Source organism: Lautropia mirabilis, from assembly GCF_900637555.1.
Lineage (GTDB): Bacteria > Pseudomonadota > Gammaproteobacteria > Burkholderiales > Burkholderiaceae_E > Lautropia > Lautropia mirabilis.
Map to the genome: position 1 here is coordinate 61,950 of NZ_LR134378.1, position 11,120 is coordinate 73,069.

Sequence of the window (11,120 nt, forward strand, 5' to 3'; positions counted from 1 at the left end):
AGCAGGAGGCGAAGCGCTTGTCTCATTCCCGTGCAGATGCCTTTCCAGGCACGACGATGCCCGCTCTCCGGACCGCCCGGATGCCGTACCGATGACAGCTCACGTGTTTCCTTGATCATCACCCTGCGCCCAAAAGTCGTAGAAATTGAACCACTGCAAAGGGACCTGACGGCATTCCTCGGCCAGCCGATGGGCAAAGCGCTGTGCCAGCGATGCCACCATGGCGGGGCGCTCGGCGCGTGACCAGCGCGGTGCTTCGGAAAACCTTTCCAGACGCAGCCGGTAGCGCTCGCCATGGCGACTGCAGAACACCAGATTCACTGGAACTCCCAGAAGCCCGGCCAGCAGCCAGGGCCCCTGAGGCATCAGGGCCGGCTTCCCCAGAAAATCGACCTTCACCGTCTTCTCGCCCCGCACCGGGGTGCGGTCTGCGGCGATGGCCAGCCATTCGCCGGCCTCGATGCGCTCCTTCAGCTGCATCATCAGGGGCAGATCAAGCTCCACGACCTGGATGAGACGGATCTCGCTGGCGCCTGCCTGCCGTAGCGCCCGGTTGAAACTCTCGGCATGCTTGCTGTGCACGAGGACGTTCAGCACGAAGCCCTCGTTGTGCGACACCAGCGCCCGACAGATCTCGATGTTGCCCAGGTGCGAGCACACCAGCAGCTGCCCGTTACCGCCCCCCAGGGCACTTCGCTGGATATCCGGGTAGAGCCCGTCCGGATCCTCCACCACGAGGTCCTGGTAGCTGATGCGCCCCTGCCAGACTGCAAAGCGATCGACGATGGCCTGCCCGAAGGCCAGGAACTGCCGCCAGACCGGTGCCCATGACGGCAGCACCACGTCGGGATAGGTGCTGCGCAAGCGGGTGTGGTAGGTGCGGATACAGCGACGCGGCCCGGGCGCGGTCAGGAAGAAATACCCCACCACCCCGGCGACGATCGGACGCAGCAGCCATTGGGGGCAATGCCTGCACAGCCAGACCGACAGCGTGAGAAGCCCGGGAACACCCCGCTCCTGCTGTCGGGACCAGTGTCCGGCAGGATCCGCGCTCATCGTGGCCTCCGCAGCCATGTCGACACCCTGCGGCCCAGCATCCGGAAGAACAGCCGGGCGTGCATCAGGCTGATGAGCATGTTGTCACGCCACGGCTGGAAATGCGAAACACCTCCCGGCTCGTATTTCACCGGGGTACGGACCCACGCCAGAGGGACGCCCGCCCACACCAGAAGAACCAGCACCTCGATGTCGAAATCCATGCGATCGCCCGTCCGGTGCGCTTTCAGAAGCTTCAGGACCGGACCCAGCGGGTAGATGCGGAAACCGCACATGCCGTCACGGATCTGGCGGGAGCCCGTATTGATCGCCGCCCAGAAATTGGTCAGCTTGCGCCCATACAGGCGCGCACGCGGTGCGTCGTCTCCGTAGACCGGTTCGGCGCAGACCACTACCTCGGGTTGCGCACGGGCCACCTCCAGCAGGCGGGCTGCGTCACCCAGCGCGTGCTGGGCATCAGCATCGACCTGCAGTACATGGTCGTAACCCAGGTCGTGCGCCCAGGCCATCCCCACCTTCACGGCGCCTCCCTTGCCCCGGTTCACGGGCAGGTGACGAACCAGAACCTCGTCCTGCCTGGCCAGCTCGTCCAGCACCGGGCGGCAGCGTTCGGGGGAGGCGTCATCGACGATCAGGACCGGAAGGCCCTGCGCGCGCATGGCCGACACCACGGTCGGCAGTGTCCCGGCATGATCGTAATGGGGTATCAGCGCTGCAACTTTCATGATTCACGATGGGCCGCCAGCACCAGTCGCCCGGAAGCGCAGATGCCGTCCGGCCCCTTCAGTTCGAACACGAGTCGCCCCTTGTCAGGCTGCCAGTCCAACGTCAGTTCCAGAGCATCGCCGGGCCGCACGAACTGCCGGAACTTGAGCGCCTCGGTGCGGATCAGGTGTGGCGGCAGCGTGAAGGCTGTCCTGGCCTGCGTGATGGCCCAATCCAGCTCCACCACGCCAGGCACCAGCGGGAACTCGGCAAAGTGGCCCCCGAAGTGGACGAGATCCCAGGGAACCTGCCCGGAGAACCGGACTTGCCGATCCTCCGCACCGTCCCGCAGGCGTGCCCACTCGGGCGCGAGCGGTCGGGCCTCAAACAGGCGCTGCCAGGCCGCCAGCGGGAGCTTGCCTTGCGCATCACGAGGCAGGCGATGCACGACGCGCCAGCTGCGCGGCAATGCAACGACATCCAGGCTGCCACGCAGATGATCACGCAGCACGTTCAGGACGCTTGCACGCCCTTGCTCTCGCCACGCCGTGGCCCCTTCAGGGGACAGGACCAGGGCCACAGCCAGGCGCTTGTGGACAGGGCTCAGCCCGCAGGCCCCGTCCGCCACCCAGGCATGTTCCTTCAACGTCGCCTCCACGTGCGCCAGGGAAACACGCTTGTCCGCCAGCTTGATGATGCGATCACGTCGCCCTTCGAGCACGAAACCCTTTCCCTGCGGCGATACCAGGTCCGCCAGCTGACGACGCCCGCCCGACCATGGCGAATCGACCCACAGGGCCTCTTCGGCGTCTGTACCATGCTGCACCGAAGGCAGGGGCTGCCAGGGACCGCTTCCCTGACGATGGGCAATGACGCCGGTTTCGGTACTGCCGTAGATCTCGTCGGGCAGGATGCCCAGCTGCCGATGCAGACGCTCACGGGTGGCCGCCGAAAGACTGCCCGCGGACGACACCAGCCGGCTCACGCTGCCGCGCAGGCGCGGGCCCACCCGGTCTTCACCCAGCGCATCAAGCAGCATCGGACTGGAGATCCAGACGCTTCGGCGCATCGGGAGCGCCGCGGCCAGCAGACTTTCCGGGTAGACACACTGCATCCGATGGATGGGCCAGCCCGCGCACAGCGCCAGGACAACACGGAAGCTCAGACCGTACAGGTGCTGCGGCGAGACGCTTCCCACGACCGCATCCACGGGCGCCTCATCAACCAAGCCCCAACACTGGGCCAGCGCCTCTGCCTCGGCCTGAAACTGGGCCACCGTCTTGCAGATGATTTGCGGCTGCCCAGTGGAGCCGGATGTCTTGAGCCAGACTTCCGTGTCCAGCTTCAGGAGATGCGCAGGGACCTGCCCGGCGCCCTCATGACCCTCGGCACGGTTTGCAGGGCACGGCGCACGCTTCTCTGCCCTCTGGGCTGTCTGGGCAGGCAGGCTGCCATGACGCGCCTCCACGAGGATCGCATCGTCGGTGATTTGCCAGACCTCGATGTTGCCCCTTCCCACCTGAGCATCAGCAACGGCCTGCGCTGCATTCGCCACATCCTGTGCCAGATCCGGCGTGTGGCCATCGGTCATCCAGACATCGGCCTGTTCACAAGCCCAGACCAGGTTGTCCGCCGCCAGGTTGGGAGGCAGCACCATGGCAACCCCTTCATGCGCGCACGCCAGGAAGGTGCACGCCATGCGCGCTGCATCGGAAAAATGCAGTGCAACGGCCCGAGGCCTGGTTTCACGCAGACGTGCGGCCACGCGCAGTGCCTGCGCGACAAAATCGGCGCGCGTCCACTCGGGCGCCACCCCCACGCGGGCAGGCTGCATCTGGGGATCAAGCAGCAGTCTCTGCAACGGGCACCACATGTTCGCGAAAGACCCTCGCTGTCAGGATTCAGGAATCGGAAAGCCGAATGCAGGCGCCATGACGACGGCGTCGCGCATCATGATTGAGCATCGAGGCGCATGACCCGGCGTCGATACAGCCATTCGATGGAAAAGAGGAGCGCCATGAGGCCGTAGGCAATGACTCCCGTGTACAGCGCCCACGCACGCCAGGAGCTGCTGGCGATCAACGCGAGGATGACCGCGATGTTGAAGAGGAAGAAACCGCACCAGACCTGCGTGACCCGTCGCGTGTAGCGTACACCACGGGGCGGAAGATCCGGGTGCTGCATCCGGGCAAGCCGTTCGACAATGCTCTGCCCCGTCAGCAGGCTGCCCCCGAAAAGCGCCAGCATCAGGAGGTTGACCAGCACCGGGTACCAGTACATGGCGTGCTGGCGCTCGAAGAGCAGCACCAGCACGAAGAAGGCGGCCAGCCCCCAGGAAAGCACACGCTGCCCGCGCGTTCGCTGCAGGAGAGCCCTTACCCCCCAGAGCACGGCCATACCGCCGGCCAGCCAGCTGAACAGGCCAGCCTCACGCCCCCAGTACCATGCCAGTGGATAGGCCAGGCTGAGAACGGCGACAAGAACCTGCCACGACAGTCTCACCCGCCGTTCTCTTCCATCTTCTTCATGACGGCTTCGACCACGTCACCCACCGTGCGGACCGAGCGGAAATCATCGGCCACCAGGCGATGGCCCGTCTTGCGCTTGATATGGTCGATCAGATCGATGGCATCGATGCTGTCGATTTCAAGGTCCTCATAGAGGTTGGCCGTGAGGGTGATTTTCGACGAGTCGATTTCAAACAGTTCGACGAGCGCGTTGCTCAGAATCTCCTGGACCTGCTCCCTGTTCAGCATGGCTCACCCCTTCGCCTCAGTCTTCATTTTGCCGATGAAATCCGCCAGCGTGGCGACACTGTGAAAGTGCTCGCGCAATGCCGTGTTCTCCCCATCCAGACGGAAGGAGAACTTCTTCTGCAGGGCCAGGCCCAGTTCCAGGGCGTCCACCGAATCCAGCCCCAGGCCGTCCGTGCCGAACAGGGGGGCGTCATCGTCGATGTCGGCCGGCGTGATGTCCTCCAGGTTCAGGCTTTCGATGATCAGAACCTTGATGGACTGCCTCAGGTCATCCATGTGCTTGCTCCCGCGCAAAATAATCCTGCAGATGATCGTTCAGACGCCGGGAGGCGATTGGCAGCGGCTTTTCAGCCAGCCAGTCCCGAGGATCGATGTCTGCGCCCACACGCAGCTCATAACGATATCTTGAAAACGGAATTCTATACCAGGGCTCCCCTTTCCCCAGCCCGCGGGGCGTCATCCGGACGGTGACCGGCGTGATGACGGAAGCACTTCGAAGGCCGATCGATACGGCCCCCCGATTGAGGCGAATGACCCCGTCCGGACCGGTGCGCGTGCCCTCCGGAAAGACCAGCAGCGTCTGCCCCTGACGGAGCGCAGCATCAGAATCGGCAAGGATCCGCTCCGAGACATCGTTGAGCACGTAGCCGCAGGCCAGGATGGGGGCGCGCATGGTCGGATTGTCGAGCAGCGACGCCTTGACCACGCAGTTGATGCCCGGCACGTACCCCACCAGGAAAAGCACATCCAGCAGCGACGGGTGGTTGGCCAGCACCAGCTGCCCCGGCCGCCCCAGACGTTCGAAGCCCTCCATGCGAACGGAGATCACGCCCGTCAGGCGCAGCCAGCCCAGCAGCGTCCGCCAGCTGGCGGCCACGATGCGTCGCGCCAGGAGCTGGCGCTGCATGGCCTTGTGGGGCGGAGGATCGCGCAGCGGCCAGAGCGCCAGCAGGAACAGGATCCCCACCGAACCGAACAGCGCAAAGGCGGCCACCACCGCCACGAAACGCCAGGCGATCACGCCCCCATTCAGGACATGCTGCCAGGGCCGGAGCGGTGGCATCGACGGCGGAATGCTCATGTCTGCCGCTGCCAATGCCAGCGTTGTCGGACGCCCGGGATGGAAAAGGCGCGCCTGTCCTGCAAACGATGGGCGATCCAGTCAAGCGCGCCCCAGTAAGGCACCTCCGACGACCGGCCGCCCTCCTGTCCGGGCACGCGGCCGCCCTGTCCTTCGGGAAGGTGTTCCATCGGCCCCCCTTCCCTCGTCCAGGAAAGCCTCCAGTCGTCCCCCGGCACGAGAACCATGGCCAGCGCATAGGGAAACGGCGCCCGCTGGGCCGTCACCGGGTATTCGGAAGACAGCGGATCATCCGCCACGACCAACAGCACGGCGGGCGCACCGTCGGCCAGCATGCCGCAGGCTTCGACCACGCCGGTTTCCAGCTGCGCCGAGCGCGCACACAGGGCGGTGCTCTCACTGCCGTCCCGCCGCAGCATCGACCATTGCCCCACCAGGGCGTTGTGGACGGATAGCCCGAACGAGGTGGGCGAGACGGTCCCTTCTTTCAGGAGCGTCAGCCACAGCTCGAAGCTTCGGTTGATCTCGCCATCATGCGACACGTACACCACGGGCAGGTGTTCGTCGTCCTGCACCAGCGGCCAGGCTGCATCGACCATCAGGCGCGCCACCCCGCTGAGGCGACGACGCTGCATGGCCCCCAGGAACTCCAGGGCCGGACGCTGAGGCGGCAGGTCCTGGGCGATCGACGGATCCGCCGCCCACGCCCGCCAGGCGTCGTCGTCCGCCATCCTGGTGCTGGCCGCCCGCCAACCCCTGATCGAGAAACACAGCATCGAAGCCTCTTTCCTGCCTCTGTCCCAACATGAAGGTACGCCGTGATGATGCCGGAAAACCCGAAAATTGCCATCCCTTTGGTACAAATTGGCCAACATTCACGGCAATTTCCGTCCTCCCGCCTCCCAGGGCTCCGGACAGTTGCCGGCGTTTAGGCCGGCACACGACATGTTCTGTCCCACCGTCCCTGCACATCACTGCATAATCCCGGTCTCATGCTCCGGGACCCGTCGGGATCCTTCAGGAGCAAGCCCTGGCGGCCACCTCCTCCTGTTTCGTGGCCAGCCTTCCAGAAGAACCTGTTCAGAGGAATCCCCACTTTCTTGCCCGCCATGAACGCGACGCAACAGATGGCTGCCTTCCGCCCCCAGATGCTGTCCTATGCGACACGTCAGCTGGGTGATGACGAGCTGGCCGAGGACGTGGTGCAGGATGCCTTCGTGGCAGCCTTCGACCGGGCCGATGCCTTTCGGGGCGAGGCCGCGCTCAAGACCTGGGTCTTTGCCATTCTCAAGAACAAGATTGCCGATGCCCTGCGCGGCCGCTATCGCCGTCAGTCACGCGAGGTCAGCTACGCGCATGACGAGGATCCGGAGGGCGACGATCTGGAAGCCCTGCTATTCCGGGCGGATGGCCACTGGGAACAGGACGCCGGCCCCGGCACCCTGGGCTCGCCCGAGCAGCTGTGCACCGATCGTGAGTTCTGGCAGGTGCTGCAGCGCTGTCTGGACAGGCTGCCCGGCATCCAGGCCCAGGTCTTCATGATGCGCGAGCACCTGGGGCTGAGCACCCAGGAAATCAGCACCCAGACCCAACTCACCGGCAACAACATCAACGTGATGCTCTATCGGGCACGCCTGAAGCTGCAGAAGTGCCTGCAGCAGAACTGGCTGGGCGATGACGCCGCCCGCTCCCCGCGAACCCGCAAGACGGATGGTCACGCCGCATGAAGTACGAAGCCCCCGACAACCGGAAATGCCTGCGCGTGACCCGGCTGATTTCCGAAGCCCAGGACCAGGACGATGCGCTCACGCTGGCAGAACGGCTGAGAGTTCGGCTGCATCTGCTGCTCTGCGCCGATTGCCGCCATTTCAAACACAACACCGAGGCGCTCCACCAGATCATGAAGCGCTATGCCGACATCAACGAGGACGGCCAAGAGGCGGGCAGCGACGCTGCGCCCGAGGATGCCGGCGACGCACCGCGCAAGCCAGCCCCCTGAAACGACAAAGGGCCTCGTGACGAGGCCCTTTTCGGTCTGAGCGCAGGCTCAGTGCGTCTTGCGACGCAGCACGGCTCCCAGCAGTGCATCCAGGCTGATCCGGCCAGCCCCGAAGAACATGAGCGGCCACAGCATGACCATGAAGATCAGCGGCAGCTTGAAGTTGCCATGGCCGTCGTCGGTGATGACATAGCCCTGCGCCAGCTCAGCCAGTGAATGCCATTCGGCCGGCCAGTGCACGGCAGCCGTGGCCACGATCGTGACCACCAGTAGCGCCAGGGCAAAGAAGCGCGTGCCCAGCCCCAGCATCAGCGCCAGGCCCCCGACAATCTCGAACCACATGGCCAGCTGCCAGTTCAGCTCGGCCGGCAGATGGTTGAACGGGAACAGGAACTGCTCCTGGATGTCGGCAAACCAGTTCTCGCCGCCCAGCTTCTCCAGGCCGGACTCCAGGAACTCCCAGCCGATCAGCAGGCGCAGGAACAGGAGGCCCGCCCAGGGGGCAAGGCTGTCGAGCGCACGACGGATACGGCAAGGTGGCCGCGACAGCCCGCAGCGTCCGCTCCCGCCTTCGCCCTCCAGGCCAGAACCGGCGGCATTGGAACAGGAAACATGCATGATCATCTCCAGGTGAATGTCGAAAAAGGGGGATCAGCCGGCTGCCGCGGGCTGAGCGGTGCCTGGGCGCAGCAGCAGCTCGTCAGCCAGCCACTGCTGTTGCAACGGCACAATCTGTTCGGCCAATTCATCCGCTGCCAGCCCCCAATGGGAGGCCAGCTGCTCACAGGCGGCCTGCCAGTCACAGCCGTTGTCCTGCAGGGCATCCAGCAACTGCGCGGCCGCCGGGGTCAGCACGTTGAAGCGCACCTGGTGCTGGCGGTCCCGGTATACCGCCACGAAGGTGGTGGTCGGCACCACCTCGGCGTCCTCGGCGCCAATGGTGTGGACAGGGTAGGCGTATCCGCCCAGCTGCAGGGCCGGGCACAGCGCCAGCCCCTGCGGACCGACGCGAAGCGGTACGTCCGGTGCCGTCTCCACGGCCAGCTCCAGCCACTCGTAGTGCGCCAGCTCGGCCAGCCAGGGGGGCAAGGATTCATCGGCAGGCGCGTCCTCTGCCTGCAGGAAGTCCACGAAGGCCTTCGGGATCTCGTGAAAGAACGGCGAGGTGTGCCAGCGCCCTTCTGCAAAGAAGCGGTCAATGAGCGCTTCCAGGTGTGACGTGCCGATCAGCGCCTCACACAGGGGGAAGCACTGATGGATGAAGCTCCCGATGTTGTTGCGCAGCAGCGAGGCGTAGACATCGATGCGGCGCGGCTCCGTGCCTGTCGGTCGCGGTGCGACGCCGGGTTGCCGGAAATAGCTCGACCAGTCGCCCTGCATGCGGGCCAGGCCGGGGGCTGACGACGCCTGACCCGCGCCTGTCTGGCGTGCCGCCGGTGCAGGTGCAGTATCCGCTTGCTGGCCCTTGTTCGGCCCCTGGTTGGCAGTCATGGCACCAGCACTCCCCGGTCCTGCGGGGCACCCCGTTCCGTTTCCGCCGAGACCTTGGCAGCATCGGACGATCCAGGCACCTCGACGCCGGTCTTCTCCATGCCAGCCTTCCCGGCCTCGGCCTGCATTCGCGCCGCACGACGCGCCGAGGCCTCACGCTGCATCCGGTCGATGGTGCCCACTTCATCCACCAGCTCGGCCAGCGGCGGGAAGTTGAAGTCCCGTTCCAGACAGCTGGGAATGGCCACCGGGTCCAGCCCGGCGTCGACCAGCCGGTCGTAGGTAAATTCCAGCAGCTGCCAGACCGGATCGATCACCGGCATGCCGTGCGTGTCGATGATCAGCCCATCGTCTTCGACGTGATGGCCCGCAACGTGCATGTAGCAGGTACGCTCCAGCGGCAGCTGTCGCATGTATTCGTAGGGGTCGAAGCCGTGGTTGCAGCTGTTCACGTAGACGTTGTTCACGTCCAGGTGCAGCAGGCAGCCCGCTTCCTTCACCACCTCGCGCACGAAGGTGGCGTCATCCATCTCGGCGCCTTCGGGCGCCGCATAGTAGCTGGCATTCTCGATGCCGATCTGCTCGCCCATGTAGTCCTGCACCTGGGCAATGCGCTGCGCCACATGGCGCACCGTCTCGTAGGTGGCCGGCAGCGGCAACAGGTCATAGAGCTGCCCTTCGTGCCCGCACCACGACAGGTGCTCGGTGTAGAGGGAGATCCGGTAGGTGCGCATGAAGGCCTTCACTTCGGCCAGAAGCCGCATGTCCAGACCGTCACTGCCCCCCAGGTTCAGCGACAGGCCATGACAAGCCAGCGGCCGGTGCTCGCTGATCGCCGACAGATCCCGCGAAAAGCGTCCGCCCAGTCGGCTCCAGTTCTCGGGCGCCACCTCGAAGAAGGCCACCACGTCCATCGTGCCTGCTTCCAGCATGGCCAGCGTGTCGGCCAGCAGGCTCCGCCGCAGGCCCAGCCCGGCACGATGCAGCAACCGAACATCCCGGGAATCTCTCGTCATGACTCCTTCTCCCCTTTTCATGCCTCACCCTTCACCCCGCATGACCCGGCCTGCGACCCCCATAGCCGGCAGCCTGGCCCAGGGCTGAACGATTCGGAACACGCCCGGACCGCGCCGGGCGTGACAGAGCCGTCCCATCGTGCAAGGCGGTCGGCAACGGCGACCGCCCCACGATGGATGGCTCAATGGCTTACTTCATCTTGCGGTTGCCGCCGCATTTGCCCTCACCGCACCGGCCTTCCATGCCCTTGCTGGCCTTGGCAGGCTTCTCGGTCTTGGCAGGCTTGTTGGCCTTCTCGGCGCCGCACGAACCTTCCTTGGTCTTGGCATTGTTGCTGCCGCAGGAACCTTCCTGGCTCTTGGCATTGGCGCCGCAGGAGCCTTCCTGGCTCTTGGCGTTGCCACCGCAGGAACCTTCCGGCGCCTTCTGGTCGGCAGCAGCGACCTGATAGCCCTGGGACAGGCTCTGCGCGGCAAACACCGGCGTCGAAGCCATGACGGCACCCGTGGCCACTGCACCGGAAAGAAGCGCTGCAAATTTCTTGCTCATGAGATCTCCAAAGTTCCAGACATGGAACGCAAAGTTGGAAAGGACGCGGGCAGCACCGCGCTGCGCCGACTTCCGTATGGTCGCCGGATTCCCGGAAACATTACGCTAGTAACGAAATTTATTTTTGTTGAAATATCGTTTCCATGGGAAAGATCCCTCCACGGGATTGCCTGGGCCAGACGCGCACGGCCCGCCTCCGGACCTTGCCCGCATGCGTGGATGCAGCACGGCTCATGCGTGCAGGGGCTGCGAAGCACAGGAGCGTCGCTGCGGCAGGACTCGCTGGCATGCTCAGCGCAGCACACAAGGGGCGGGCGCTCTTGGGGGGCTGCCTGACGCAGGCGTACAACGCGGATGCCAGGACGGGGCGCAAGCCCAAGATGGGGCGCAAGGCCAAGGCGGGGTTCAGGATCGGTCCTTCGAAGCGGAACATGCCACCACCAGCCCGAATGGGTTTGGCGTCACT

14 protein-coding genes are annotated in these 11,120 nt (G+C 65.1%); 2 read left to right on the top strand and 12 right to left on the bottom strand.

Translation table 11 applies throughout. From position 1 onward, the window contains the following. Positions 1–99: 99 nt before the first annotated feature. From EL249_RS00270 to EL249_RS00305, 8 genes are all read right to left on the bottom strand, one after another. Positions 100–1,056, bottom strand: a complete 957-nt coding sequence (locus EL249_RS00270; RefSeq protein ID WP_040532221.1) for a lysophospholipid acyltransferase family protein — start codon at positions 1,054–1,056, stop codon at positions 100–102. Next, positions 1,053–1,781 (bottom strand): glycosyltransferase family 2 protein, encoded by a 729-nt coding sequence (locus EL249_RS00275; RefSeq protein ID WP_005675109.1) that lies wholly within the window; start codon positions 1,779–1,781, stop codon positions 1,053–1,055. Before EL249_RS00275 ends, EL249_RS00270 begins: the two co-directional genes overlap by 4 nt. Beyond that, positions 1,778–3,622 (bottom strand): ApeI family dehydratase, encoded by a 1,845-nt coding sequence (locus EL249_RS00280; protein ID WP_050782000.1) that lies wholly within the window; start codon positions 3,620–3,622, stop codon positions 1,778–1,780. The genes EL249_RS00275 and EL249_RS00280 overlap by 4 nt, the downstream gene beginning before the upstream one ends. An 89-nt stretch (positions 3,623–3,711) precedes the next feature. After that, positions 3,712–4,263, bottom strand: coding sequence for a COG4648 family protein (locus tag EL249_RS00285; protein WP_005675107.1), 552 nt, complete (start codon positions 4,261–4,263; stop codon positions 3,712–3,714). Then, on the bottom strand, positions 4,260–4,517 hold the full coding sequence (locus EL249_RS00290) for an acyl carrier protein (RefSeq protein ID WP_005675106.1): 258 nt from the start codon (positions 4,515–4,517) through the stop codon (positions 4,260–4,262). Before EL249_RS00290 ends, EL249_RS00285 begins: the two co-directional genes overlap by 4 nt. Before the next feature lie 3 nt (positions 4,518–4,520). Beyond that, complete coding sequence (locus EL249_RS00295; RefSeq protein WP_005675104.1) at positions 4,521–4,793, bottom strand: phosphopantetheine-binding protein; 273 nt, start codon at positions 4,791–4,793, stop codon at positions 4,521–4,523. Continuing rightward, the gene (locus EL249_RS00300; protein WP_005675102.1) at positions 4,786–5,598 is read right to left on the bottom strand and encodes a lysophospholipid acyltransferase family protein; all 813 of its coding nucleotides are present in this window, start codon (positions 5,596–5,598) and stop codon (positions 4,786–4,788) included. The genes EL249_RS00295 and EL249_RS00300 overlap by 8 nt, the downstream gene beginning before the upstream one ends. Continuing rightward, on the bottom strand, positions 5,595–6,329 hold the full coding sequence (locus EL249_RS00305; protein ID WP_197721592.1) for a beta-ketoacyl synthase chain length factor: 735 nt from the start codon (positions 6,327–6,329) through the stop codon (positions 5,595–5,597). Before EL249_RS00305 ends, EL249_RS00300 begins: the two co-directional genes overlap by 4 nt. 378 nt (positions 6,330–6,707) lie before the next feature. Between EL249_RS00305 and EL249_RS00310 the strand changes: the two genes are divergently transcribed. After that, positions 6,708–7,325 (top strand): sigma-70 family RNA polymerase sigma factor, encoded by a 618-nt coding sequence (locus tag EL249_RS00310; protein WP_083799593.1) that lies wholly within the window; start codon positions 6,708–6,710, stop codon positions 7,323–7,325. Then, positions 7,322–7,597, top strand: a complete 276-nt coding sequence (locus EL249_RS00315) for an anti-sigma factor family protein (RefSeq protein ID WP_005675099.1) — start codon at positions 7,322–7,324, stop codon at positions 7,595–7,597. Before EL249_RS00310 ends, EL249_RS00315 begins: the two co-directional genes overlap by 4 nt. A gap of 48 nt (positions 7,598–7,645) precedes the next feature. Here the strand turns inward: EL249_RS00315 and EL249_RS00320 are convergent, their stop codons facing one another. The 4 genes from EL249_RS00320 to EL249_RS00335 form a co-directional block, all read right to left on the bottom strand. After that, entirely contained in the window at positions 7,646–8,215 is a 570-nt protein-coding gene (locus EL249_RS00320; protein WP_126348017.1) for an HvfX family Cu-binding RiPP maturation protein, read from the bottom strand. Between the two features lie 33 nt (positions 8,216–8,248). Further along, entirely contained in the window at positions 8,249–9,088 is an 840-nt protein-coding gene (locus tag EL249_RS00325; protein ID WP_005675097.1) for an HvfC family RiPP maturation protein, read from the bottom strand. After that, on the bottom strand, positions 9,085–10,104 hold the full coding sequence (locus EL249_RS00330) for an HvfB family MNIO-type RiPP peptide maturase (RefSeq protein ID WP_005675096.1): 1,020 nt from the start codon (positions 10,102–10,104) through the stop codon (positions 9,085–9,087). Before EL249_RS00330 ends, EL249_RS00325 begins: the two co-directional genes overlap by 4 nt. 190 nt (positions 10,105–10,294) lie before the next feature. Further along, on the bottom strand, positions 10,295–10,654 hold the full coding sequence (locus tag EL249_RS00335) for an HvfA family oxazolone/thioamide-modified RiPP metallophore (protein ID WP_005675094.1): 360 nt from the start codon (positions 10,652–10,654) through the stop codon (positions 10,295–10,297). Positions 10,655–11,120 lie beyond the last annotated feature (466 nt).

Excerpts from the sequence above, each read along its gene's own strand:
- EL249_RS00270 (WP_040532221.1), bottom strand. The coding sequence starts at position 1,056 with ATGAGCGCGGATCCTGCCGGACACTGGTCCCGACAGCAGGAGCGGGGT.
- EL249_RS00275 (WP_005675109.1), bottom strand. The coding sequence starts at position 1,781 with ATGAAAGTTGCAGCGCTGATACCCCATTACGATCATGCCGGGACACTG.
- EL249_RS00290 (WP_005675106.1), bottom strand. The coding sequence starts at position 4,517 with ATGCTGAACAGGGAGCAGGTCCAGGAGATTCTGAGCAACGCGCTCGTC.
- EL249_RS00295 (WP_005675104.1), bottom strand. The coding sequence starts at position 4,793 with ATGGATGACCTGAGGCAGTCCATCAAGGTTCTGATCATCGAAAGCCTG.
- EL249_RS00300 (WP_005675102.1), bottom strand. The coding sequence starts at position 5,598 with ATGAGCATTCCGCCGTCGATGCCACCGCTCCGGCCCTGGCAGCATGTC.
- EL249_RS00305 (WP_197721592.1), bottom strand. The coding sequence starts at position 6,329 with ATGGCGGACGACGACGCCTGGCGGGCGTGGGCGGCGGATCCGTCGATC.
- EL249_RS00310 (WP_083799593.1), top strand. The coding sequence starts at position 6,708 with ATGAACGCGACGCAACAGATGGCTGCCTTCCGCCCCCAGATGCTGTCC.
- EL249_RS00315 (WP_005675099.1), top strand. The coding sequence starts at position 7,322 with ATGAAGTACGAAGCCCCCGACAACCGGAAATGCCTGCGCGTGACCCGG.
- EL249_RS00320 (WP_126348017.1), bottom strand. The coding sequence starts at position 8,215 with ATGCATGTTTCCTGTTCCAATGCCGCCGGTTCTGGCCTGGAGGGCGAA.
- EL249_RS00325 (WP_005675097.1), bottom strand. The coding sequence starts at position 9,088 with ATGACTGCCAACCAGGGGCCGAACAAGGGCCAGCAAGCGGATACTGCA.
- EL249_RS00330 (WP_005675096.1), bottom strand. The coding sequence starts at position 10,104 with ATGACGAGAGATTCCCGGGATGTTCGGTTGCTGCATCGTGCCGGGCTG.
- EL249_RS00335 (WP_005675094.1), bottom strand. The coding sequence starts at position 10,654 with ATGAGCAAGAAATTTGCAGCGCTTCTTTCCGGTGCAGTGGCCACGGGT.